Annotated in this window: 23 protein-coding genes and 1 pseudogene; 9 read left to right on the top strand and 15 right to left on the bottom strand. The window is 37.1% G+C overall.

Annotation, left to right across the window (positions count from 1 at the left end; all coding sequences use genetic code 11):
* Positions 1-2: 2 nt before the first annotated feature.
* Together wecB and B554_RS0108190 are read right to left on the bottom strand one after the other, a co-directional pair.
* Positions 3-1,139 (bottom strand): non-hydrolyzing UDP-N-acetylglucosamine 2-epimerase, encoded by a 1,137-nt coding sequence (wecB, locus tag B554_RS0108195; protein WP_019457687.1) that lies wholly within the window; start codon positions 1,137-1,139, stop codon positions 3-5.
* A gap of 2 nt (positions 1,140-1,141) precedes the next feature.
* Positions 1,142-2,359 carry a tetratricopeptide repeat protein gene (locus tag B554_RS0108190; protein ID WP_025465154.1) on the bottom strand — a complete coding sequence of 406 codons (1,218 nt, stop codon included), beginning with the start codon at positions 2,357-2,359 and terminating at the stop codon, positions 1,142-1,144.
* Between the two features lie 250 nt (positions 2,360-2,609).
* Between B554_RS0108190 and B554_RS0108185 the strand changes: the two genes are divergently transcribed.
* Together B554_RS0108185 and B554_RS0108180 are read left to right on the top strand one after the other, a co-directional pair.
* Positions 2,610-3,311, top strand: coding sequence for a VIT family protein (locus B554_RS0108185; RefSeq protein ID WP_019457685.1), 702 nt, complete (start codon positions 2,610-2,612; stop codon positions 3,309-3,311).
* A gap of 111 nt (positions 3,312-3,422) precedes the next feature.
* Positions 3,423-4,469: an NAD(P)H-dependent flavin oxidoreductase gene (locus B554_RS0108180; protein WP_019457684.1), complete on the top strand. Its 1,047-nt coding sequence runs from the start codon at positions 3,423-3,425 to the stop codon at positions 4,467-4,469.
* A 42-nt stretch (positions 4,470-4,511) separates the two neighbouring features.
* Here B554_RS0108180 and dusB read toward each other — a convergent pair whose 3' ends face one another.
* Entirely contained in the window at positions 4,512-5,537 is a 1,026-nt protein-coding gene (gene dusB, locus B554_RS0108175; RefSeq protein ID WP_019457683.1) for a tRNA dihydrouridine synthase DusB, read from the bottom strand.
* Positions 5,538-5,619: 82 nt separating this feature from the next.
* Between dusB and B554_RS0108170 the strand changes: the two genes are divergently transcribed.
* Together B554_RS0108170 and B554_RS0108165 are read left to right on the top strand one after the other, a co-directional pair.
* Entirely contained in the window at positions 5,620-6,825 is a 1,206-nt protein-coding gene (locus tag B554_RS0108170) for a DUF1615 domain-containing protein (RefSeq protein WP_019457682.1), read from the top strand.
* Positions 6,795-7,451: an HAD-IB family hydrolase gene (locus B554_RS0108165; protein ID WP_004700012.1), complete on the top strand. Its 657-nt coding sequence runs from the start codon at positions 6,795-6,797 to the stop codon at positions 7,449-7,451. The genes B554_RS0108170 and B554_RS0108165 overlap by 31 nt, the downstream gene beginning before the upstream one ends.
* Before the next feature lie 25 nt (positions 7,452-7,476).
* Here B554_RS0108165 and proB read toward each other — a convergent pair whose 3' ends face one another.
* The 8 genes from proB to uvrB form a co-directional block, all read right to left on the bottom strand.
* Positions 7,477-8,610, bottom strand: coding sequence for a glutamate 5-kinase (gene proB / locus B554_RS0108160; RefSeq protein WP_019457681.1), 1,134 nt, complete (start codon positions 8,608-8,610; stop codon positions 7,477-7,479).
* A 15-nt stretch (positions 8,611-8,625) separates the two neighbouring features.
* Positions 8,626-9,846, bottom strand: a complete 1,221-nt coding sequence (gene cgtA, locus B554_RS0108155; protein ID WP_019457680.1) for an Obg family GTPase CgtA — start codon at positions 9,844-9,846, stop codon at positions 8,626-8,628.
* A 164-nt stretch (positions 9,847-10,010) separates the two neighbouring features.
* Positions 10,011-10,685 (bottom strand): hypothetical protein, encoded by a 675-nt coding sequence (locus tag B554_RS0108150; protein WP_019457679.1) that lies wholly within the window; start codon positions 10,683-10,685, stop codon positions 10,011-10,013.
* A gap of 11 nt (positions 10,686-10,696) precedes the next feature.
* Positions 10,697-11,431 (bottom strand): hypothetical protein, encoded by a 735-nt coding sequence (locus tag B554_RS0108145; protein WP_019457678.1) that lies wholly within the window; start codon positions 11,429-11,431, stop codon positions 10,697-10,699.
* Between the two features lie 151 nt (positions 11,432-11,582).
* Positions 11,583-13,040 (bottom strand): glyceraldehyde-3-phosphate dehydrogenase, encoded by a 1,458-nt coding sequence (locus B554_RS0108140; RefSeq protein ID WP_019457677.1) that lies wholly within the window; start codon positions 13,038-13,040, stop codon positions 11,583-11,585.
* Between the two features lie 216 nt (positions 13,041-13,256).
* A complete protein-coding gene (gene rarD / locus B554_RS0108135; protein WP_081400332.1) occupies positions 13,257-14,204 on the bottom strand; it encodes an EamA family transporter RarD in 948 nt (315 codons plus the stop codon).
* Positions 14,205-14,311: 107 nt separating this feature from the next.
* The gene (locus B554_RS0108130) at positions 14,312-14,899 is read right to left on the bottom strand and encodes a lipocalin family protein (protein ID WP_019457675.1); all 588 of its coding nucleotides are present in this window, start codon (positions 14,897-14,899) and stop codon (positions 14,312-14,314) included.
* Between the two features lie 94 nt (positions 14,900-14,993).
* Positions 14,994-17,015 (bottom strand): excinuclease ABC subunit UvrB, encoded by a 2,022-nt coding sequence (uvrB, locus tag B554_RS0108125; protein WP_019457674.1) that lies wholly within the window; start codon positions 17,013-17,015, stop codon positions 14,994-14,996.
* Between the two features lie 234 nt (positions 17,016-17,249).
* On the opposite strand from uvrB, the gene B554_RS0108120 reads away from it, so the two are divergent.
* From B554_RS0108120 to B554_RS0108110, 3 genes are all read left to right on the top strand, one after another.
* Complete coding sequence (locus B554_RS0108120; RefSeq protein ID WP_019457673.1) at positions 17,250-18,386, top strand: GGDEF domain-containing protein; 1,137 nt, start codon at positions 17,250-17,252, stop codon at positions 18,384-18,386.
* Positions 18,387-18,580: 194 nt separating this feature from the next.
* On the top strand, positions 18,581-19,372 hold the full coding sequence (locus B554_RS0108115) for a hypothetical protein (protein WP_019457672.1): 792 nt from the start codon (positions 18,581-18,583) through the stop codon (positions 19,370-19,372).
* 174 nt (positions 19,373-19,546) lie between these two features.
* The gene (locus tag B554_RS0108110) at positions 19,547-20,983 is read left to right on the top strand and encodes a diguanylate cyclase domain-containing protein (RefSeq protein WP_019457671.1); all 1,437 of its coding nucleotides are present in this window, start codon (positions 19,547-19,549) and stop codon (positions 20,981-20,983) included.
* Between the two features lie 32 nt (positions 20,984-21,015).
* On the opposite strand, the gene B554_RS0108105 is transcribed toward B554_RS0108110, so the two are convergent.
* Entirely contained in the window at positions 21,016-21,195 is a 180-nt protein-coding gene (locus B554_RS0108105) for a hypothetical protein (RefSeq protein WP_002118942.1), read from the bottom strand.
* 207 nt (positions 21,196-21,402) lie between these two features.
* On the opposite strand from B554_RS0108105, the gene B554_RS0108100 reads away from it, so the two are divergent.
* A complete protein-coding gene (locus B554_RS0108100) occupies positions 21,403-22,638 on the top strand; it encodes a pyridoxal phosphate-dependent aminotransferase (RefSeq protein ID WP_019457670.1) in 1,236 nt (411 codons plus the stop codon).
* Between the two features lie 52 nt (positions 22,639-22,690).
* Here B554_RS0108100 and B554_RS0108095 read toward each other — a convergent pair whose 3' ends face one another.
* Positions 22,691-23,101 carry a GFA family protein gene (locus tag B554_RS0108095; protein ID WP_019457669.1) on the bottom strand — a complete coding sequence of 137 codons (411 nt, stop codon included), beginning with the start codon at positions 23,099-23,101 and terminating at the stop codon, positions 22,691-22,693.
* Positions 23,102-23,288: 187 nt separating this feature from the next.
* On the opposite strand from B554_RS0108095, the gene B554_RS0108090 reads away from it, so the two are divergent.
* Positions 23,289-23,726, top strand: a complete 438-nt coding sequence (locus B554_RS0108090) for a PaaI family thioesterase (RefSeq protein ID WP_019457668.1) — start codon at positions 23,289-23,291, stop codon at positions 23,724-23,726.
* A gap of 15 nt (positions 23,727-23,741) precedes the next feature.
* Here B554_RS0108090 and B554_RS0108085 read toward each other — a convergent pair whose 3' ends face one another.
* A complete protein-coding gene (locus B554_RS0108085; RefSeq protein WP_019457667.1) occupies positions 23,742-24,170 on the bottom strand; it encodes a hypothetical protein in 429 nt (142 codons plus the stop codon).
* Positions 24,171-24,271: 101 nt separating this feature from the next.
* Positions 24,272-24,356: pseudogene (locus B554_RS19135) on the bottom strand (hypothetical protein); the annotation flags it as partial.
* Positions 24,357-24,420 lie beyond the last annotated feature (64 nt).

The following is a 24,420-nucleotide window of genomic DNA, read 5'->3' as shown; positions in this document are numbered from 1 at the left end:
TTTTATTCAGAAGTTCTGACAATTTCATCTAATATTCGCTGGGCAGCACGCCCATCACCAAACGGATTTTCAACATTTGCCATTTTTTGGTAATGCTGCGAATCTGTTAAAAGTTTTTCAGCCTCATCAATAATTTTTTGCTGATTTGTTCCAACAAGTACTCCTGCCCCGACTTCCACGACTTCAGGTCGTTCAGTGGTGTCTCGTAAAATTAATACAGGCTTATTAAACGAAGGGCTTTCCTCTTGTAAACCACCAGAGTCCGTTAAAATGAAGATAGAACGGTTTATGACGGCTAATAAACTTGGATAATCAAGTGGTTTAACCAAGTGAATTTGAGCATGATTTTTAAACTTATCATGCACTACATCATGTACAGCTGGGTTTAAATGCACAGGCCAAATAAAATGTAAATCAGGATGATGATTAGCTAAATATTCAACTGCATTACAAATATTTTGAATTCCCTCACCAAAATTTTCACGGCGGTGAGCGGTAATAAGTACGACTTTATCGTTTTGTTTTAACTCAATTCCGTAAGGTTCGAGCTGATTTTTTAAACCAGCTTTTTCAGAAATTAACTTTCTGCCTAAATATACAGCATCGACTACTGTATTGCCTGTCACTGTAATTAACGAAGGCTTGATTTGCTCATTAAGTAGATTTCTTTTTGATTGTTCAGTCGGAGCAAAATGCCATTTAGTAATACGCGAAACTAACTGACGGTTACCTTCCTCAGGGAAAGGATGATCTAAATCATAAGAACGTAAACCTGCTTCTACATGGGCAACAGGGATTTTCATTGAAAATGCGACTAATCCAGCAGCTAATACAGTGGTAGTATCACCCTGAATGACTATCGCATCTCTTTTTTTACCATCGGTGTAAACATGCTCTAGTTGAGCCAAACCATGAATTAATAGCTGATTTAGGCTTTGCCCTGCATTCATAATTTTAAGTCGGTGGTCAATTTCAACCCCAAAAAAATCTATAGCATCTCGCACTAATTCATCATGCTGACCCGTGAAAATAACTTCAACCTGAAATCGCGAGTCTTGTTTTGCTAATAAAATTACCGGAGCTAGCTTTATTAGCTCTGGACGAGTACCGAATACAATCGAAATAAAAAATTTTTTCATTATTAGAAGTCCTTATAAAAAACAAGTTCTACTCGGGTATTGTTGTAATGATCTTTTGTATTAACAGGCACGTCTTTAAAATAGTTGCCATATAGACGTTCAACACGTAGTTTTATGGGTTGATAGTTAAAAGGCTGCCATGAAATCCCTGGCCCATATTCAAATAAATTATTGTAATATTCATTTTTACTGTCTGCTAAGCCATGCAATTTCACATAAGCCTGCACAGTTCCATTGTCTCCCTTATATAAATTTAAACCTGTGCGTAAGCGCAAATCTCCAATAACGTTATAGTCTTCTCTTGAATAAGTCGCGACATTGCCATAGAGGTCAGTAAAGTAATTATCTAAACAAAGTGTATGATTACAGTTAGATTGGGAATACCACTCTTGATAACCTGTTACCCCTCCAACTACACTTTCACGAAATTTTTTTCGATTTCGATCAATCAAGTCATAACTTCCGCCAACTTCGACATAAGCTCGAACAGGAATAGAAGTCCATGGTTGATAATTTGCACCTACCCCAAGAGTAACTGCATTTTCATCAATAATTTCAGGTCGTACTCCACCTTGAGATTTAGTGTCACGGTTTAAATTAAGAAAACCGTAGACTTGAGCACGACCATTGTCGATGTTTTTACCGTACCGAACTTTTAAAGGAAAAATAACGTCGTCATAACGTGACTCATAAGAGGGTGCAAAATAGATATCCCCAAAATATGGCTTAACCTCACCTCCACTTAAATTTTTAACAGCTTGAGTTGCCTTCGCAGCAATTGCTGGATCTGAAGATGAAGTTAGTTCTTTAAATAAAACCAGTGCATCACGATTCTTTTTCTGTTGATTCAGCAAATATGCTTCTTGTAATTTTAAAGTGTCGTCTTGAGGAGCTAAAGCTCTTGCTTGTCTTAAACTTTGTAAAGCCTCATCTCTTTTTTCGAGCCGAATTTGTAAATAAGTAAGGCTTTTCCAGACTTTAATATCTGTAGGGGTCAGCTTGCTCAGCTCAACTAATATTTTTTCTGCTTCTTGAGGTTGAGACTGCTCTATTTTATAGAATCTGTCCCATTTATCATAAATGAGGTTTCCAGGTTTATATTCAGAGGTAACTGGGTCTTGTGCATAAACAGAACACACACTTACTACCGTTGAAGAAATGACTACTCCCATAAGTAATATCGAATGCGTTATAGAGTTTATTGTTTTGCTATTTCTCATTATCACCTCTACAGTAAATTAGAGTTATTAAGGGTAATTTGTTAGAATGATCAATAAATATCATAATTTAAAATAATGAGTTACATCGTTAAGTTAGGTTAAGGATGATTTAATATAAATAGTTTAGTCTCCATTTTTATTATTGATCTATTCTTTAGTATCCCTAAATTCCCTATAATGATGACATATTTTTTGATCAATAATTTGTAAAATTTCATAGCATCTATAAAACATTTATAAGGCAAAACACATGGCTTTTCCACATCATACAGAGCATCATGCAATTCACCGTTCAGGTTGGTTAAGAGCTTCAGTATTAGGAGCCAATGATGGAATTATTTCTGTCACTAGTTTAATTATGGGTATGGCAGCAAGTGGAGCTAACTCACATACTTTATTAATTACATGCATTGCTGGACTAATTTCTGGGGCTACATCAATGGCTGCTGGAGAATATATTTCCGTAAAATCTCAAGAAGATATTGAAAAAGCAGATTTAGCGATTGAAGCAAAAGAACTCTCTAAGCACCCTCAAAAAGAGTTAGATGAGCTAACTCAAATTTATATTTCTAGAGGCCTATCTAAAGAATTGGCTCAAGAAGTTGCTTTGCAGCTAACCACTCATGATGCATTGGGTGCACATGCCCGTGATGAAATCGGCATTCATGAAAATACCGCAGCCAATCCTGTACAAGCCGCACTATCATCTGCTGCATCATTTTCTTTTGGGGCTTTTTTTCCCATGCTGGCTATATTACTCAGCCCGAATCAATGGATTATGCCTGCTGTCCTAGCCACAGGAATTCTTTCATTAGCGATTTTAGGTGCACTTTCAAGTTACTTTGCTGGTACATCTAAACTTAAAGGCAGTTTACGTATTACCTTATGGGGAATTTTAGCAATGGCTTTTTCAAGCTGGATTGGTTCTTTATTTAATGTCACGCCATTATAAAAAGATCTTTTAAATAGTGTTCTAGAATATTTAAAAATTAAATAGCCAATATTATTTGCTCTTCATTCTATTTTCACGTTATGGTGAAGTGAAAGAAATGAGGTGAATAAAATGAGCCTATTACAACAACTTGCAATTAAACATCCAATTTTTTTGGCTCCCATGGCAGGAGTTTCTACACCAGAACTAGCAGCCGAGGTTTCAAATCAAGGAGGCCTTGGATCATTAGGTTTGGGAGCAAACACTCCACAAAGTGCACGTGAACAAATTTTAAAAACTCAAGCACTCACTGAAAACTCATTTCAGGTTAATTTTTTCTGTCATCAATCTACAGAACTTAACCTAGAAAAAGCACAACAATGGATTGAATATTTACGTCCTCATTTCGAAAAATTTGGTGTTCAACCTCCTCAAGAGTTGCACTGTATTTATCCAAGTTTTTTAGACAATGATGACTTTTTAAATGTTGTTTTAGAAACTAAACCTAAAGCGGTGAGCTTCCATTTTGGTATTCCGCATCCGCATCAAATTAAAGCTTTGAAAGAAGCTGGTATTTTGACTATGGTTTCGGCCACCAACCTGATTGAAGCGCAAGCGATTGAAGCAGCAGGTATCGATATCATCATTGCTCAAGGTATTGAAGCAGGTGGACATCGAGGAATTTTCAACCAGACTTTTGATGCAGCGATTAAAACCAGTGACTTGGTCCAATTGATTGTGAAGCATTGTAAGCTTCCTGTTGTAGCTGCGGGTGGCATTATGACTGGCTTGCAGGCCAAACATATGTTGCGTTTAGGAGCAACCGCAGTCCAGTTAGGTACAGCATTCGTTCAATGCCAAACTTCAAATGCTTCTGCTGAATATCGCAAAGCATTATTTACTGAACCTGTAACGCAAATTAGTGCAAGCCTTTCTGGGCGTCCAGCTCGCGGTTTATTGAACCATTGGCATACTAAAATTGATTCACCTACTCGACCTCTCCAACCTGAATACCCTTATGCTTATGATTTAGCAAAACAACTCAATGCTCTTGCGAGTAAACACCATGACTATGGTTTTGGTGCATTTTGGGCAGGAAGTAATGTTGCACAAATACGCGAATTAGGCGCTTCTGATCTGGTCAATCAACTGGTTGTTGAAATGTTAGATAATGAATAAATAAAGATTTTAAGCAACCAGTCGTGTACTGGTTGCTTTATTTTAGTGAGTAGCTAATAAATTAACTTGTTCAACCTGAACATCACTCATCAAATTACCTTCTGCAAGCAATTGATTAAAATAACTCTCGACCACTAATGCTTGTTCAGCAGTAGTTTCAACTTTATACATATTTTGACGGAATTCGTTACTCGAACGTAAGCCTTTGGTGTACCAAGCAATATGCTTACGAGCAATACGACATCCAGAATATTCACCATAAAATTGATATAACTCAGACAAATGTCCTAAAAGTACATCTTTGACTTCTTCAATATTTGGAGCAGCCAAATGCTCACCAGTTTTTAAATAATGGGCAATTTCACGGAAAATCCATGGACGACCTTGTGCGGCCCGTCCAATCATAATTGCATCGGCACCAGTATAGTCCAGTACATATTTTGCTTTCTCAGGACTATCAATGTCACCATTGGCAATCACAGGAATATTAATTAATTCTTTAACATGTTTAATTAATTCATAACGTGCTGTATTTAAATACATGTCTTCACGTGTACGGCCATGCAATGCTAACGCAGCAATCCCCGCCTCTTCAGCACGTTTAGCCACGCGTAAAATATTTTCTTGGCCATTTAAAAATCCCAAACGGGTTTTTAACGTCACAGGAACATCAACTGCTTCAACAACAGCATCTAGTATTCGAGCTACCAAGTCCTCATCTTGTAATAATGCTGAACCTGCTAATTTATTGCATACTTTTTTTGCAGGACATCCCATATTGATATCAACAATTTGTGCCCCATTTGCAACTTGATAGCGAGCAGCCTCAGCTAACTGTTCTGGGTCAGAACCTGCGATTTGCGCAGAGATAGGAGCCAACTCTCCATCAAAATTCGCACGATAAAGACTTTTTTTAGTCATTCGCAAAGTTTTGTCGGCAGTCATCATTTCACTCACCGCATGACCCGCACCAAAATACTTGCACAGTGTTCTAAATGGACGGTCAGTTACACCAGCCATAGGAGCAACAATTAAATTATTTGACAGTTGATAGGGACCAATATACATATATATTCATACAATTCATGATCAACATAGTATACTTCATCCGCTTGATCAGCTCATCTTTTTTGCAGGTGCTTTCCTCGCCATGAACAAACCGTTGTCTTCCCGTTTTTTATTAAAATCATTCGGTGTAGTCACCGTATGCATGAGTTTAGCTGCTTGTGGAGATAAAGCCTGGTGGTCAAAAAATGATGAGCCCGATTTAGAAAGTCAGCAAATTAAAAAGTTAATTCCATCGCGCGTGCATGATCGTGAGTCATGGGCCAAAGATATTGACGATATTATGCAGGAATTAAAAATTCCGAAAACCAAGCAAAATGTTTGTAGTATTGTCGCGATTGTAGATCAGGAATCTAACTTTGTTGCCAATCCTGTAGTACCGGGTCTTGGTAAAAAAGCGGTCGATGAAGTCAGTACCCGTTTAAATGAAAAGTTTGAAGATAAACTTGGGCAAAAAGTGGGTGGCACTGTCGCAGGCTACTTCGAAGAAGTATTAAAAACCCAGCCTTCTCCTGATAACAACTACATGAGTCAGATGCGTAAAGTAAAAACTGAAAAAGATCTCGACTTACTTTATCGTCAAATTTTTGATTTTATGACTCAACATTATCATGTTAGTGCTTTAACGGGTGCAGCCAAACTGGTTGGACAAGATATTGGCGAGAAAATGAATCCAATCACTACACTGGGTTCAATGCAAGTTCATATTAATTATGCAAAAGCTCATAAGCGCACTAGTATGAATATTAATGATCTTAGAAATGATCTTTATACGCAATATGGTGGTTTATATTATGGCATTCATCGCTTGATGGTATATCCAGCAGACTATGATAAGGCGATTTACCGTTTTGCTGATTATAACTCAGGTATGTACTCTAGCCGTAATGCTGCTTTTCAAAGCATGCTCGATGCCCTTACTGATACTAAACTTACTTTAGATGGTGATTTATTACTTTACAATAAATCTGGTGATCCACTCGCAGTTCAGAGTCAGTCAGAAAAAGAGTTAATGAAACTATTTACTGCAAATAATGTTTTAATTACTCCAAGACAACTTCGCGATGATCTGAAGTTAGAAAAAGAGAAAAAGTTTGAAAGTACAACAACTTATATTGCATTAACTAAACTTTATAAGGCTAAAACTGGCAAAGAACCGATCTATGCCATGATGCCTCAAGTGGTCATTTCTGGGCCTAAATTAAGTCGTGACTATAATACTAACTGGTATGCAACCCGCGTAAACGGACGATATGAATCATGTATGCAACGAGCGAAACGAATAAGATAATAAAAAACCTCGCCCTGTTCGATTTTGATGGAACCTTGTGCACTAAAGACAGTTTTACAGGCTTCATCTTTTATGCATTATCTAAGCGCCACATTGTGAAGCAAGGCTTGAAAATCCTGCCATGGATTCAAGCCTATTATCTTAATTTTTATCCAGCTCATGCGATGCGAGCTAAACTTTTTCGCAGTATGTTTAGCAATACTCCAGCCATTGAACTGCAAAGGTTAGGCGAAGAATATGCACAAGAGCTCGTCTCAACGCTTTCACCTGAAATCTTCGCACAGCTACAACAACATCAGTTACTTGGTGATCAAGTAGTATTGGTTTCAGCTTCAATTGATATCTATCTTGCTCCACTTTGCAAATTACTCGATATCGAATTAATTTGTACTGAAACTCAAATTAAAAATGGCATGATGACGGGCTACTATTCAACGCCAGATTGTAGTAATGAACAAAAGAAGTTAAGAATACATGAACAATATTCTTTGCAGGATTATTATCAAATTTATGCTTATGGGAATACTTCAGAAGATTTAGACATGCTGAGTCTTGCCACCCACCCTTTTATGGTTGGTGAAGATCGAATCTTGCCATCATTAACACCACAAAAAAAGCTCGCATAAAGCGAGCTTTTTAATTTATCACAACTTAATAAATTGCCATATGATCACGATGAATCATTTCAAGTGAACGAGCTTCACCTAACACTTGATAAACCTTATCCGAGGCTAAGCCTTTAATGATTTCAGCAGAACGCGAACTAAAGTTTACTCGTCCAACTGCAATGCGCTTACCCTGTTTATCAACGCATTCAACCACATCGCCACGATCAAAGTGACCTTCAACAGTTTTGACTCCAACAGGGAGTAAACTACGGTGTTTCAATTTAATCGCTTCAACCGCACCATCATCAATCACCAGACGACCTGCTGTTTGCAAATGCGCAGCAAGCCACTGTTGATGCGCTGTCATACGGTCTTTATCAGTCGTGAATAACGTACCTAACATTTCGCCAGCCATTACTCGTGACAATACATTGTCACTTTCACCACTAGCAATCAGTGTTGGACAGCCTGACTTGGCAGCTAAACGCGCAGCACGAACTTTAGTGACCATGCCACCTCGTCCAAGAAGTCCACCACCACCAGCCATTTCAAATAAGACATCGTCCATGGCACGCACAGTTGATAACAACTTTGCATCAGGGTTATGGCGTGGGTCTGAGTCAAACATGCCTTGCTGATCTGTTAAAATGATCAGTAAATCAGCATGTACTTGACCAGCAACCATTGCTGCTAAGGTATCGTTATCACCAAAACGAATCTCGTCAGTAGAGACTGTGTCGTTTTCATTGATAACCGGAATAACACGCCAGTCAATCAAGTTCTGCAACGCATCGCATGAGTTCAAATAACGACGGCGATCTGCCAAATCATCATGTGTTAGTAACACTTGCGCTGTTCGAATACTATGATTTTCAAGCACGCTAGACCACGTATGAATTAGGCCCATCTGCCCAATTGCGGCACATGCTTGTAAACTGGGTAGATCGGTGGGTCGACTCGCAAGCTTCATACGAACCATACCTTCAGCTACAGCTCCTGAAGACACTAAAATAATTTCGTGCCCAGCATTGTGTAAATCTGCAATCTGTTTCGCCCAATGCGAAATAGCTTCCAGATCTAGCCCCTGCCCATTTGCTGTGAGTAAAGATGATCCGATTTTAACAACGATTCGTTTACACTCACTGAGCTTACGTTGCCCATCGACCACTTCTATCATGTTTTCCTCGGTTTTTTAGTCACGAACGTAGATGCTTTCTACATCATTGTCGTCTTCATCATCGTCAAAATCATCATCATCGTCCATCATACTTTCGAGACGTTGTGCTCGACGCATCGCACGATATGCTTCTTTTGCCGCAATGGTTTGTTCACGTGTTTCAACTTCTAGTTGTTCACGGAAAGCTCTTACTTCTGCTGCGTATTCAGGATCTTCAACTTCGCGTTCGCGTTGTTGTTCAATCTGATCCATCAAGTAATACACAACGTCTTTTGTTCCTTCGCTTAATAAGCCTGAAGTCTTAAAGACAGGACCAGTCCATTTCAACTCGTCTAGAATGTGCTGACACCACTCTTCACGACTTTCTTCAGCAATTTGATCCAATTTATTGAGTACTAAAACAACTGGTAGTTTGGCTAAAGTAGGAGAAAACTTAGCCAACTCATTCATAATTGCTTTTGCATTATGCGCTGGATCTGAACCATCAATTGGTTGCACATCAATAATGTGTAGAAGAATACGAGTACGTGCCAAGTGTTTAAGGAAACGAATTCCTAGACCTGCACCTTCTGCCGCACCTTCAATAAGACCCGGAATATCGGCCATTACAAATGAACGATGACGGTCAGCATCTACAACACCTAAGTTTGGAACCATAGTGGTAAATGGATAGTCCGCTACTTTCGGTTTTGCAGCACTTACAGCACGAATGAAAGTAGATTTACCAGCGTTTGGCATACCTAATAAGCCAACATCCGCTAATACTTTCAACTCAAGACGAATTTCACGAAATTCACCTTTTATACCAGTCGTACATTTACGTGGAGCACGGTTAGTTGATGATTTGAAGTGAGTATTACCTAAACCACCTTCACCACCACCTGCAACCAGAATTCTTTGGCCGTCTTCAACCAAGTCGCCAATAATATCGCCAGAATCTGTATCAACAATTGTTGTACCTACAGGTACTTTTAAAACCACATCTTCACCACCACGTCCGGTACAGTTAGCACCTGCACCGTTTTTACCACGCTCAGCGCGGAATTTACGGGTGTAACGGTAATCGACTAAGGTACTTGTATCATCATCAGCTTGAATATAGATACTTCCACCACGTCCGCCATCACCACCATCTGGGCCACCAAATGGTACAAATTTTTCACGGCGAAAACTGGCTACGCCATTGCCACCGTCGCCAGCCTCTACGGTAATGACTGCTTCATCAACAAAGCGCATTTGCCAATCCTCTAAAAACTCTAAAACCGCCTATTCTGCCATATTTTCATAAAATTCTCGAATAGAAAATCGAGAGAATTCAACTTTCCTAGGTCTTATTCTATATCTTTTGATATTGATAAAAGTTTAAAGCTGATCAGAGTCGCTTTTTATGCGTTAATCCCTTATGGATGAACATTGCGTAAAGGCAAATCCATCTTCATATCTAAATTCGCTTTGGTGTGCTGTACAGAGTTATACATAATGGCATTAAAGCTTGAGATATTGCCCATTTCCATTGCATCATTAATTTTCAAACTTGGATTAAACTGATGTTTAACTGGTAAATTTACCGACTCATCGAACTCAAAATAAACTGGACCATTAAAAGCAATTTTAACGGGAATGGTATAACTACGTTTTAACTGAAATGGAATATCAAGATTAATAGGAATATTTAATTTTAATGGAAATCTAGGTAATAACTTATTTTGGTAAATTAAATCGGTAGTTGTTTCCAAAGGCATAACCTGATCAACTTTCAGAGTTGTCGCATAATCGACACTTACCGTAATTGGCGTCTCGACTTCAAACTCTAAATCAGCCAAATACCTTCCCTTTAATGGTACTGAAATCTGACGATCAATCTTAATTGAGGTATCTAGTTTACCTATAGACTGTACCTGTAAATTATTACCAACATGAATTTTTGTCTCTAATGACTCCGGTAAACGAATATCCGACTCATGTGCAGACACTACAACTGAAGCTTGTATATTTAAATAAAGCCAAAATAAAATTGCCGTGAGCACCATAATCAGAAAAAAACTGATCAGCATACTTTTTATTGAACCAAGCATCAGTCACCTTCCTACTTATTCTGGTTCTGATCAGGTACAGATGTAGCATTATCGGCTTTAACGCGATTAAGGCTCATACTTGATAAAGGTATTTTTAACTCACCATGCTCAATTCTAACTGGCAACGTATTTTTCACATCTACAGAAGCATTTAAAGCAGTTTTTACAGGTACATTCAAACTACCTTGAATCGGAATATTGGTCTTTAATTGAGCATTTAGAGGAATATGAAGATCTTCTTTTAAAACTGTTTTAACTGGAGCATCAAACTTCAAATGAACTTTTTGATCGAGTGGTACTTGAATATCAATAGGTACATCAAGCTTTAATGGAATATTACCTTTTAATGGCAAAGTGATGTCCTTACCTAATACTCTGACTTGAACTTTAGTATCTATTGGGAGGCTTTGATCAACTTTTAATGTTTCTTTAACTGGAATAACAGTGCTAATTGGCACCATATTATCGAAATAGACCCGTGGGGTTAACGTCTGTGTGAGAGGGATGGTTAACTTTTCATTAATAGGAATATTCGCATTTACTCTACCCTTTACATCTACATTTAAGGCATCTTTGACTTTAACCTGTACCTGCAAAGGTTCTTGTAAATCAATCGCTACAGCTTGGTTTTTCAGAGGGATATAAATATTAAAATGCTTGAAAACCCAAATGGCGATGAGTACACCACATATATTCGCGATGATGATGAAAAAGAAGACGATTAATAATCTTTTAAACTGCTGCAATTCCAATCCCTTTTACTATTTCTTTTTGTTCCTTAAATCCTATTCTCATTGATTTTTAAAAAATAATCAGCATATATTTTGTACGGTTGTAAAAAAACCCAGTCTAAACTGGGTCTTTTTGTCACAATATTTTATCCAACGTTAAATCAAATTAAGCGTTAGTTTCTGCAGGAATTTTTGTATAGCTTACGCCACACATTTGTTCAGCAATACGTAATACCTGGCAGCTATAACCTACTTCATTATCGTACCAAACATATGCAGTTAAGCGGTTACCAGAAGTAATCGTTGCTTGAGCATCATATACACCAGCTGTACGAGAACCGATAAAGTCGCTTGATACCACTTCTGTAGAGTTGGTATAACCGATTTGACCTTGAAGGCTAGAGTTAATCGAGATTTGACGAATGTATTCGTTCACTTCTTCACGATCAACTTCTTTATCAAGCGTTAAGTTTAAAATCGCAAGAGATACGTTTGGTGTAGGAACACGTACAGAGTTACCAGTTAACTTACCTTTTAATGCAGGTAATGCTTTAGCAACAGCTTTAGCAGCACCAGTTTCAGTAATAACCATGTTCAATGTAGCGGCACGACCACGACGATCAGCTTTGTGGTAGTTATCAATTAAGTTCTGGTCATTTGTAAATGAGTGAACTGTTTCAACGTGACCATTAAGAACTTTATATTTGTCATCCAATACTTTAAGAATTGGAGTGATTGCATTTGTTGTACAACTTGCAGCAGAGATGATTTTGTCTTCATCTAAGATGTCAGTGTTATTTACACCAAATACAACGTTTTTCATTTCGCCTTTACTTGGTGCAGTTAATACTACACGTGCAACGCCTGGGCATTTCAAGTGTTGGCTTAAGCCTTCAGCATCACGCCATTTACCAGTGTTGTCGATTAAAAGCGCGTTTTCAATACCGTATTCAGTGTAGTCAACTTCACTTGGGCTAGATGCATAGATGACTTTAATGAAGTTACCATTCGCAATGATTGCTTCGTTTTCTTCATCAACAGAGATTGTACCAGCGAAAGTACCGTGAATAGAGTCACGACGAAGTAAAGAAGCACGTTTCGCCAAGTCACCGTCAGAAGACTTACGAACAACAATCGCTTTAAGGCTTAAACCACGACCTAAACCTGATTGGCTAATGATTAAACGAGCTAAGATACGACCAATACGACCAAAACCGTAAAGAACTACGTCTTTTGGTTGTTCAGAAGTTGCGCTACCTTTAATTGACTCAACTGCTTGAGCAACAAACGCATCAACATCACCGCCTTTTTCTTTATATTCAACTGCAAGTTTACCGATATCAACTTCTGCAGAACCAATGTTTTCAACTTTTGCTAAAGCTTCTAAAATTGGGAATGTATTTACAACAGAAAGCTCAACATCTACAACACGTGTACGACGGTGAGTTTTCAAAATTTGAATAACAGAACGGTTAATTAAAGAGCGACCGTAAACAGATACGACAATATTTTTTTCACGGTATAATTGACCGATTAATGCAATCATACGTTCCGCGATTTCTTCACGGTTTTTCCAACGACCTTGGTGTTCAGCATGCAGGGCGATGATAGTGTCTTTGCTCACAGATACGTCCTCTAATTAATTATATCTAGGCGTGATTTTTAAAACCCCGTAATTGTAATGGAATTATTGGCAAGAATGAATCAAAAGCTGACGTTAGTAGCTAGATTTTCCTAAAATTCATCATAAATTCATAAAATACCTATAATTATTTTTTATTATCTTATTGTTTAAAGCAGCTAAATTTTTGCTTTTTCTTACTTTTTGGATTCTGATGCTCTAATGATGAGCATCATTTTTTAATCTTTTTTGATATTTTTCGATATTTAACTGCAAATTTTTGGCTTTTTGCTGCTGTTGATAAAGATGAAAAGCACCTTCTAAAACAAGTACAAAAACAGCGCACCAGATTGGAATATAAGTAAACCACTCTTCTCGACCAATACTTTCACCTAAAACCAACGACGCCAAAGCAAGCAATACAGGTTCTAGATATCCGAGCAACCCAAATAACACTAAGGGTAAAAAACGACTCGCTAATATATAACTTCCTAAACCTATAGCACTAAGCACCCCTAGCCCCATAATGACCAAAGCAAGGATTGGTTGATCTATAAATTTAGCATATGGCAATACACCTGTATGGGTCAGATAAATCGCTACAGGCATAATAATCACAAGATCCCACCAAAAACCGCCTAAATTATCGGTTTTAATTTTCTTGCGTAATAAGAAATAAGCTGAATAACCAATTGCAACTAAAGCAGTTTCCCAAGCAATGCTTCCTAAGCGAAAAATTTCATGGCCTACCCCAACTATGGCCAGAATAATAGCGACCCACTGAAATTTTGATATTTTTTCGCCATATAGCAGACTACCAGCTAACACCAATACAAGCGGTAGAAGGAAATATCCCAAGGAAACTTGTAAACCACGCCCATGCATTGGCCCCCACAAAAAGAGCCATAACTGTACCGACGTCAACACAGAGGTTGTGATGAGCAATAAAAGAAAAGTGGGGTTTACCAAAATACGCTGATAGATATTTTTAATATGGCTTAAGTCACCACTCCACCACATAAACAAAGTTAAAAATGGCAAAGTCGCAATAATACGCCACCCAAACGTCTGCTCACTATCAAGTTGGCCGAGTAATTGGGTATAGAAATAAAGTACACCGAAAGTTAATGATGCCATGACAGAGAAAATCACGCCTTTTAACATCACCAACCTCTTTATACTTCAATAAAAATAAAGCGATACAATACTTGATTTATCCACTATACAAAAGAAAAAACCATGTGAAGACATGGTTTTTTCTTAAGCAAATTTTTTTACTCTTTGTGCTCAGAGTGAATAATATCTCGAATATCAAATCCTAATGTTTTTGCATAATTCAGATATTCATCAACTACCTCTTTTTTAGGGTGCGGCGTTCGAGATAATACCCAAAGATATTTACGAGAAGGCTCTCCAACTAAAACAGTCTGATAGTCTTCATCTAGTTTTAAAATCCAATAATCACCACGAATTACGGGTATCCATCTTACAGCCTCAGGTAAAAAACTAACCTTTAGTTTAGTGTTATATGGTGGATTCACTACAAATGCTTCACCAATAGATTGCTGTAATTGTTTTTGATTATCATAACAACGGTTATCTACAACAATATTTCCATTTTCATTTAATGTATATGTTGCAGATACGTTATAAGCACATTTTTTTTGAAAAAAAGCTGGTTTACGTGCGACTTCATACCACACACCTAAATAACGGTCTAATTCAACTTTATCGACAGTTGGTAACGGTTTTTGCTGGGCGTAGGCATATGTTCCAACGGCTAAGCCAGTCAGAACAATCCCGCCCAATGCAATTTTTGCCAAGCGCCAACTGGCTTGCGGAACATTTTTTCGAAATGCCATTGTTGCCCTCAACTTTTAGTTGTGAATACAAAAATAACTTAAACATCTACAGTAGCTTGTTTTTTAAACAAATAATGTAGTGTTATGTATCCGTTTATTGCAACATTTGCGCTTTTAAACGAACAATTTCATCACGAATGCGAGCAGCTTGCTCGAATTGTAAGTCTTTCGATGCCTTTAACATTTCTTTCTCAAGCTTAGTAATATGTTTACTAAACAGTTTAGGATCAGAAAGAATATGTCGATCATCGGCACTCAGTGCTTTTGACTGCTCTAATACCTTCTCATCAATTTGATCATCTGAAAGCACTTCACCTGAATCAATTTCTTTGATGACCTGACGAACAGCACTACGAGGTGTAATACCATGTAGCTCGTTGAACTCAATTTGTTTGGCTCTACGGCGCTCGGTTTCATCAATTGCTTTTTGCATAGAATCGGTAATTCTATCTGCATATAAAATTGCTTTACCTTTCACATTTCGGGCAGCTCGACCAATGGTCTGAATAAGCGAACGTTCTGAACGTAAAAAGCCCTCTTTATCTGCATCCAAAATGGCAACTAAAGAAACTTCCGGCATATCTAAGCCTTCACGAAGCAAGTTAATACCGACTAAAACGTCGAATACACCTGTACGTAACTCATGAATAATTTTGACACGCTCAACCGTATCAATATCTGAGTGCAAATAAGCAACCTTAACGCCATATTCCTTTAAGTAAGACGTTAAATCTTCAGCCATACGTTTAGTTAAAGTCGTCACCAATACACGTTCATTTAAATTCTTACGAATATTAATTTCAGAAAGAACATCATCGACTTGAGTAAGTACTGGGCGAACTTCAATTTCTGGATCAATCAAACCTGTAGGACGAACGACCTGCTCAACCACTTGTTCTGACTTTTCCAATTCGTATTTAGCTGGCGTTGCGCTCACAAATATAGTAGTTGGTACAATACGCTCCCACTCTTCAAATTTCATAGGGCGATTATCAAGTGCACTAGGTAAACGGAAACCATAATTCACTAAGTTTTCTTTACGTGAACGGTCACCTTTATACATTGCGCCAATCTGAGGAACCGTTACATGCGATTCATCAATAATAAGTAAGGCATCGTCTGGCACATAATCAAACAATGTCGGTGGTGCTTCACCTGCTGGACGGCCCGATAAATGACGAGAGTAGTTTTCAATACCATTGGTATAGCCTAGCTGCTGCATCATTTCCAAATCATAACGAGTACGTTGTTCAATACGCTGAGCTTCAAGTAACTTGTCATGTTCACGGAAGAAGTTAAGCTGGTCTTGAAGTTCATCCTTAATGGTATCAATCGCACGTGTTAAATTGTCTTTTGGCGTCACATAATGGCTTTTCGGATAAATCGTTACACGTGGTACTTTGCGCACCATCTTACCGGTGAGTGGATCAAACCAGCGAATTGAATCTACTTCATCATCAAAAAGCTCAATACGAATCGCATGTTGGTCTGATTCAGCTGGGAAAATGTCAATAATTTCACCGCGTATACGATAGGTACCACGTAAGAACTCAAGCTCATTACGGGTATATTGCATTTCAACCAAACGGCGAATAATTTCGTCTCGACTCACTCGGTCACCCTGCACCACATGCAATAACATTTGCATATAAGCATTTGGGTCACCCAAACCGTAAATAGCAGATACAGAAGCAACAATAATTGCATCACGACGCTCTAACAAAGCACGTGTTGCCGATAAACGCATTTGGTCAATATGGTCATTAATTGCTGCGTCTTTTTCAATAAACGTATCTGAAGACGGAACATAAGCTTCTGGTTGATAGTAGTCGTAATAACTTACGAAGTATTCAACTGCATTATTTGGGAAAAAGGCTTTAAATTCACCATAGAGTTGCGCTGCTAAGGTCTTATTGTGCGCCATCACAATAGTTGGCCGTTGTGTTTGGGCAATGACATTTGCCATGGTATAGGTCTTACCGGAACCAGTCACACCCAACAGTAACTGATTACGAAAACCTTTTTCGACGCCATTTACCAGCTTTTCAATTGCCTGTGGCTGATCACCCGCTGGCTGGTAATGAGTGACCAAATCGAAAGGTTGATTTTCGTTCACAGTTCTCTCTCTTTTATAAATATGCGTAATTTGCTATTAATGGAGTCAATAAGCCAAATTTACAATCATTTTTCTGTACTTTAATCAGATTTTTGATTACATATAAGTGAATATCTTCAAATTTTATATTTTCATAATTTAAAGTCTCAACCTTGAATTCACACATGAATACATTTTATTCTATGCCTTTCAAAAATATGAAAATTTACAAAAATTGCTGTGAATCCCATCAATATGCAATATTTTATATTAATTGTTCCAAGTTGCCTGTTTTTGATTGGACTCGCTTTTACATTTTGCCGCTTAATTTTTAAAGCTGATCTTTTTTTATTATGGATTGGCTTAGCTTATGTCATTCCCTCAATTGCATTATTTGCTCAATGTTTAATGGACAATGCACAACTTACTGTAGCGGCTCCTTTCACAGCAATTTTATATTTATTAGGCAGTTGGTTCGGTGCCTATGCTATTAGTCTGAAGTTAAAGGTTTCTTTTAGGCACAAATTAGCATTAGCGATTAGTTTATGTACGATTGCTATATTGACCTATTTTTCATATATACAGCCCCAAATATGGGTACGATTAATTATTTTAAATATTTCTTTGGGTTTAGTAGGTTTTATTACAATTCCATATGTACTAAAAAAATTACCGTCCTCTAAATCATTTGATAAATGGATCTTAATTTTTTATTTGATCAGTGTTTCATATTCTTTTTTTCGAGCTGGAATTAACTTCATCTTTTTAGAGCCTATAGATCAAAGTCAGTTTACCTTAACCTCATCAGTATGGTGGCTGCTATGTATGTCAGCCAACATCCTCTTAAATATTTTATTTGCTCTAGTCATTAGTGGATGCGCCGTCAAAGATGTTATTCATCATCTCAATAATGAACGTTTTCAAGATCCGCTCACGCATTTATTAAATCGTCGTGGTTTTTTTGAAAAAAATAAGGTTATAGATTTTGATAATAGTTTTTATTTTTTAATATACTTCGATCTTGATCATTTCAAAACAATTAATGATACATGGGGTCATTATACAGGTGATCTAATTTTAAAAGGCGTTAGTGAAATAATATTAAATAATAAAAAGGCTAATGACTTAGTAGCACGCTTTGGAGGTGAAGAATTTATTTGCTTGATCTCGGCTAAAAATGAAATAGATGCTTTACACCAGACACAACGGCTTAAAGCTTTGATAGAACAAACTGTATTTACGAATAATAAAATTAGAATTACAGCAAGTTATGGACTCACCGCTATAAAAAATTTACAAGATATTGAACAGGCTTTGCATCGTGCTGATCATCTGCTCTATAGAGCTAAAGCAAATGGTAGAAATCAAATTTCATGTGATTTTGTTATTTAAGTAAGACCTTTACTTTATGACTCTATAAAAACATATCAGTTTCTTATAAGCCTTTCTTTATAAAATGAATTGATAACTTTCATCTTCATTGAGTACAGTCTTATAAAAAATTATAAAAGAAAAATGCAAACAGGTATTGACCCTTCCCGCAATCAACTGCAACATGAGCTTATACTCTATTTAATGATAAGAATATGTCATACCAATACCATGATGAAAGCATTGTAACGGAACTTCCTGAAGATACAGTTTTCGTATTTGGAAGCAATCTTGCCGGGCAACACGGTAGTGGAGCTGCGCGAGTTGCTAGTCAGCACTTTGGTGCAGTTGAAGGTGTAGGTCGTGGCTGGGCTGGACAAAGCTTTGCAATTCCAACTCTAAATGAACATATTCAACAAATGCCACTCTCCCAAATCGAGCATTATGTTGAAGACTTTAAAATTTATGCAAAAAATCATCCTAAAATGAAGTACTTTGTGACTGCTTTAGGATGTGGAATCGCAGGTTATAAAGTCTCTGAAATTGCTCCACTTTTTAAGGGCATATATCACAATGTAATTTTCCCTGAATCATTTAAACCATATGTCGAAGAAAACGCTGTTTCACAGTTCCCGACACTTACTCAAAAAATGGTTCAAAGTTTCATTAATGATGAAGTCATCTTTTACTTTAATCATGGTAGCGAGTCTTTTGAAGAAGCTTTAGATAAAACAGATTTATCGAATGCTGAAAAAGCAGTAGCACTTATCGTACTTAATGAAGAATTGTATCCTCGTGACCGTTATGGCAGAGGCCGTGATCATGAATTAAGTGATATTTTGGGTAAGCTCAATGGTAAGATTTTCAATATTCATGGTAATTCAGAAGGCGCGATGATTTTCGTAAGTGTTATTGTTGCTCTTATGGAACTCTATGATTTTGATGAGCAAGACTTTATTAAATTGTGGCGTGGTGAAAAACACATTCAACACCCAATTAACCGCTAATTTATTTTGTCATTTTATGAGTTAAGCAGATAACCTCTGCTTTCTCATTATATTATTTCACTTACATTAAATATTCTTTATTTTAATTATTCTAATAGATTTAATCTGTTTATCTTTCCAAATCTTAATTTTTCTCACTATACTTTGAGACAAACTGAATACTTAAAGAAACATATGGAAACTTTAGATTCTTCAATTTTTGACCTAACCCCAATTCCAATGTGGATTGAGGATTTCAGTGAAGTTAAACAGTTATTTGACTTATGGAAAAGCCAAGGGATTGAAAACCTATATGATTTTCTAAGCCAAAATAAAAATCTGATTATTGAATGTGCCCATAAAATTAAAGTGATCAAAGTAAATCAAAAAGCTTTAGAACTTTTTGAAGCAAAAGACCAAGAAGAATTGTGCGCCAACTTAGATCTTATTTTTAAAAAAGAGATGTTTGAAGCCCATATTCATGAACTCGAGGCGTTATGGAATGGCAAAACCCACTTCTCAAGTACTACTATAAATTACACGCTCTCTGGTAAACCTATTGATGTACAACTGCGAGGGGCAATTTTACCAGGCTCTGAAACTACCTTTAGCCGTATTTTAATTACGACTGAAGACATTACTCCTTACAAAAATGCACTCCGTCAAGAAGAGAAAAATAGACGTTTAGCAGAGTCAATGTTTATTTACTCACCCACTTCTCTTTGGGTCGAAGATTTTAGTCGTATTAAAAACAGAATTGATCAGCTTAGATTATTAGGTATAGAAGATTTTAGAACTTTTTTAGATGTACATCCTGAATTTGTTCGTCAATGTATCGAAGATATTTTGATTTTAGATGTTAATCAGTCGACCCTCGATTTATTTAAAGCACCTGATAAAAACACTTTGCTAAAAAATACCCATAAAATTTTTGCCGATGAGATGGTGGAAACCTTTAGAGAACAACTGATTGAACTGTGGCAAGGAAATATTCACCACAAGCGTGAAGCAATTAATTATGCATTAGATGGACAAATTAGAAATGTCCTACTGCAATTTACCGTATTCCCAGGCTATGAAGAGACATGGGGACTGGTACAGGTTGCACTCACAGATATTACAGCTCGAAAGAAAGCTGAAAACTATCTCGAATATTTAGGGCAACATGATGTACTGACTAAACTCTATAACCGCGCATTCTTTACAGAAGAACTTAATCGTTTAAATCGCAGTATTATCCGCCCTGTTTCATCAATTTTTTTAGATATGAATGGTTTAAAAGAAACCAATGATCAACTGGGTCATGATATTGGCGATGGGTTGTTACGCCGTGTAGGTAATATTCTAAATCAGGCAATCACAAATACTGCTTATACCGCTTCTCGAATTGGTGGAGATGAGTTCGTTGTTTTAATGCCCGGAGCAGACGAAGCGAATGTTTTAATGATGCTTCAAACGATTCAGGAACTTTTCAATATAGATAATCAATATTACTCAAGTCACCCAATTAGTATTGCTATTGGGCATGCAACAACAAAAGACAATGAACAGGTGGAAGATATGCTAAAACGCGCAGATCACCATATGTATCAAAAGAAAAAAATCTATTATCAAGAAATATTACAGCAATAAAAAACAGGCAATATGCCTGTTTCTTATTTAAATTAGCGTTTACCCATTGAGCGACGAGTACCACGAGGAGGCATCCAAGTTCTATCAGCATATTGCTCTGGCTTCGGACGCACTTGGTTGTGTACGGCATCATCTGCTTGATTACTTTCATTCGGCATTGGGAATGGCAATTTCACCAAAGCCTTTTTCTGTTTTGGCTGTTGCTCAGTCATAATTCAGTCTCGAAATTTCGATTGCCGCCTATTATAAAGTATTTTTCTCCTTTCTTTCCAAAAAAGCTTTAATTGAATAAAAGCGCAACAAGATCTTTCTTAAATTAAACTTTTTTACATCTAAAAATACCTGCATCCGCAAATTACCTAATTTTTGCGATAAGATAGTATGCTTTTTATTTTTAATCCCATAAGAGGAATATTGCCGTGGACGTACGTCTTTCTGATCGTGTCAATGCTATCAAACCGTCCCCTACACTTGCTGTAACTAACAAAGCTGCTGAGCTTAAAGCTGCTGGCAAGAATGTGATTGGTTTAGGTGCTGGCGAGCCAGATTTTGATACCCCTCAACACATTAAAGATGCTGCAATTGAAGCGATTAATAATGGTTTCACCAAATATACGGCTGTAGATGGTACTCCTGGGTTAAAAAAAGCAATTATTGCTAAATTGAAGCGTGATAATAATCTTGATTATCAAGCGAACCAGATTTTGGTTTCATGTGGTGGTAAGCAAAGCTTCTTTAACTTGGCACTTGCATTATTAAATAAAGGTGATGAAGTGATCATCCCTGCACCGTTCTGGGTAAGCTATCCAGATATGGTGATTATTGCTGAAGGTACACCAGTTATTGTGAAATGTGGCGAAGACCAACGTTTCAAAATCACTCCTGAACAATTAGAAGCTGCGATTACACCAAACACTCGTTTAGTGGTATTAAACAGCCCATCTAACCCAACAGGTATGATTTATAGTAAAGCTGAATTAGAAGCTTTAGCTGAAGTTTTACGTCGTCATCCACAAGTATTTGTTGCTTCTGATGACATGTATGAACCAATTCGTTGGGAAGATGAGTTCTACAACATTGCAACTGTTGCTCCAGATTTATATGACCGCACAATTGTTTTAAATGGTGTTTCTAAGGCATATGCAATGACTGGTTGGCGTATTGGCTATGCAGCCGGCCCAGCAAAAATCATTGGTGCAATGAAAAAAATCCAGTCTCAATCAACTTCTAACCCAACTTCAATTTCACAAGTTGCTGCTGAAGCTGCATTGAATGGTCCACAAGATGTTTTAGAACCAATGATTGAAGCGTTTAAACGCCGTCATGACTTAGTTGTAAACGGCTTAAACGACATCAAAGGTATCTCTTGCTTACCTGCTGATGGTGCATTCTACGCGTATGCAAACATTCGCCCTCTTATTCGTGCAAAAGGCTTAAAATCTTGCACAGAATTCTCTGAATGGTTACTTGAAGAAACTGGCGTAGCAGTTGTTCCTGGTGATGCATTTGGTTTAGGCGGTTTCATGCGTATTTCATATGCAACAGCTGATGAAGTACTTGTTGATGCGTTAGCACGTATCAAAAAAGCTGCTGAATCGATTGAAGGTGTTGACGCTGCGATCGCTTCAATTGAAGCAGAAAAAGCTGCTAAATAATTTGTAAAATTAAAAAAGGCCTCAAAATTGAGGCCTTTTTTTATAATTAAAATTATTCTGGGTTAAACAAGGCGACCACCTCGGCCTCAGTTAGTTTTTTTGTTTGATTTTGGAAAGTATAAAAATCGGGTTTTGAATCAATAAAAATTTCCATATCTAAATTCAAGTCTTCTATTGGCTCATTTAAAGAAAATACATTGATATTACAGTAGCTTTGATCTTTCGTTCTCCAAAAAATTGTTGTTCCACAAGTATTACAAAAGCCTCTTTCGCCCCATTCAGAAGAGTTAAATACGCTAAGATGCTTTTGCTGAATAAACTTTAAACTACCTTTGACCACATCAACTGTCATAATGACACCACTAGTTTGTCTACGACACATCGAACAATGGCAAGCATGTACATCATGATTTTTTAATTCAACTTCAAAAATTGTTTCACCGCATAAACACTGACCGTTCATTATTATTTTCCACAAGAAGTTTATATTTTTAGGGTTATAAAATATTCTACTCAACTACATTTTACAAGTTTATAAACTATAAAACAGCCATATTTCTTATACTTGCCAACTTGACAATATGCATTTTAGCGCCTAATTTAACATCAAGTTCCATTTTAGAACTTTAATTACTGAAGGACTCCAAAAAATGAAAAATCCTATGGAAATGACAGGCCTCGAATTTTTACAAGCCATGATTGAAGGTCACATTCCACCTGCCAGTATTAGCAAAACGATTCCAATGCAACCTACTGAAATTTCAGAAGGATCTGTGACCTTTAAAGCACAAGCAGATCACAACCATTTAAACCCTTTAGGTGGTGTACATGGTGGCTTTGCTGCAACAGTCCTAGACTCCGTAACAGGCTGTGCTGTTCATACAATGTTACCTACAGGTGTGGGTTATGGCACCATCGACCTTAATGTAAAAATGTGCCGCCCTATTCCCCAAAATCAGGATTTAATTGCCACAGGCAAAGTTATTAATTTAAGTAAAAACTTGGGTATTTCCGAAGGTAAAATTATTGATGAAGAAGGTAAACTGTATGCTTATGCGACAGCAACCTGCATGATTATTCGCCCATAAAGAATAAAGGCAGCTTTAAACGGCTGCCTTTTTTATGACGTAAGGAATAATTGGACGTTCACAAGTTTGAGCAATCACATATGGCGCCCAAATATTTTTAAGTTGAAGCTCGACCACCTCACGATGCTGAGTAGACCAAGCCAAAACTTTATTTTTACCTAATAATAATTCGCCATTGAGCTGGAAAATATAAAGAGGTTGCGATTGATCTAGCAATTTGGAACACTTTAAGACTTTAAATGAAGTACGCACATTCCACTTTGAACTAAACCAGAGTTGTAGCAAATCACCTAAGTACAATCTCTGCTTTTTAAATGGAAAAGCATCAATCCACGCATCTTCTACACATGTGTAATAAGATTCTGGTTGATTTAATATATTAAGATAATTACGTTGATAAAAATCAAAATTAGAAAAAATAGAAGCAATAGTAAGTGTTTTCATACTTATCTCCGATTTAGCCATTTTAGTGCTGGCAAGTTGGTTTAAATCCACACTGTTTGGATTTCTCCAAACGCTTGTTCTTTTTTGAATCTAGCAATTCAGTTTTTAAAGTGCAAGTAATTTATGAGTTTGCCACCCAACCTGATCAAATAAAAAGCATACAACACAAAAATGAAGGAAACATGACGATTTTCACTTGACCCTTGTCAAAATCTCCTTATAATCGCATGCAGATTCTCCCATAGCTCAG

The organism is Acinetobacter sp. GG2 (assembly GCF_000292385.1).
In the GTDB taxonomy this organism is placed as follows: domain Bacteria; phylum Pseudomonadota; class Gammaproteobacteria; order Pseudomonadales; family Moraxellaceae; genus Acinetobacter; species Acinetobacter seifertii.
This window is presented reverse-complemented; position numbering and strand designations above follow the sequence as displayed.

Excerpts from the sequence above, each read along its gene's own strand:
- wecB (WP_019457687.1), bottom strand. The coding sequence starts at position 1,139 with ATGAAAAAATTTTTTATTTCGATTGTATTCGGTACTCGTCCAGAGCTA.
- B554_RS0108190 (WP_025465154.1), bottom strand. The coding sequence starts at position 2,359 with ATGAGAAATAGCAAAACAATAAACTCTATAACGCATTCGATATTACTT.
- B554_RS0108185 (WP_019457685.1), top strand. The coding sequence starts at position 2,610 with ATGGCTTTTCCACATCATACAGAGCATCATGCAATTCACCGTTCAGGT.
- B554_RS0108180 (WP_019457684.1), top strand. The coding sequence starts at position 3,423 with ATGAGCCTATTACAACAACTTGCAATTAAACATCCAATTTTTTTGGCT.
- dusB (WP_019457683.1), bottom strand. The coding sequence starts at position 5,537 with ATGTATATTGGTCCCTATCAACTGTCAAATAATTTAATTGTTGCTCCT.
- B554_RS0108170 (WP_019457682.1), top strand. The coding sequence starts at position 5,620 with ATGAACAAACCGTTGTCTTCCCGTTTTTTATTAAAATCATTCGGTGTA.
- B554_RS0108165 (WP_004700012.1), top strand. The coding sequence starts at position 6,795 with ATGTATGCAACGAGCGAAACGAATAAGATAATAAAAAACCTCGCCCTG.
- proB (WP_019457681.1), bottom strand. The coding sequence starts at position 8,610 with ATGATAGAAGTGGTCGATGGGCAACGTAAGCTCAGTGAGTGTAAACGA.
- cgtA (WP_019457680.1), bottom strand. The coding sequence starts at position 9,846 with ATGCGCTTTGTTGATGAAGCAGTCATTACCGTAGAGGCTGGCGACGGT.
- B554_RS0108150 (WP_019457679.1), bottom strand. The coding sequence starts at position 10,685 with ATGCTTGGTTCAATAAAAAGTATGCTGATCAGTTTTTTTCTGATTATG.
- B554_RS0108130 (WP_019457675.1), bottom strand. The coding sequence starts at position 14,899 with ATGGCATTTCGAAAAAATGTTCCGCAAGCCAGTTGGCGCTTGGCAAAA.
- B554_RS0108120 (WP_019457673.1), top strand. The coding sequence starts at position 17,250 with ATGCAATATTTTATATTAATTGTTCCAAGTTGCCTGTTTTTGATTGGA.
- B554_RS0108115 (WP_019457672.1), top strand. The coding sequence starts at position 18,581 with ATGTCATACCAATACCATGATGAAAGCATTGTAACGGAACTTCCTGAA.
- B554_RS0108110 (WP_019457671.1), top strand. The coding sequence starts at position 19,547 with ATGGAAACTTTAGATTCTTCAATTTTTGACCTAACCCCAATTCCAATG.
- B554_RS0108105 (WP_002118942.1), bottom strand. The coding sequence starts at position 21,195 with ATGACTGAGCAACAGCCAAAACAGAAAAAGGCTTTGGTGAAATTGCCA.
- B554_RS0108095 (WP_019457669.1), bottom strand. The coding sequence starts at position 23,101 with ATGAACGGTCAGTGTTTATGCGGTGAAACAATTTTTGAAGTTGAATTA.
- B554_RS0108090 (WP_019457668.1), top strand. The coding sequence starts at position 23,289 with ATGAAAAATCCTATGGAAATGACAGGCCTCGAATTTTTACAAGCCATG.
- B554_RS0108085 (WP_019457667.1), bottom strand. The coding sequence starts at position 24,170 with ATGAAAACACTTACTATTGCTTCTATTTTTTCTAATTTTGATTTTTAT.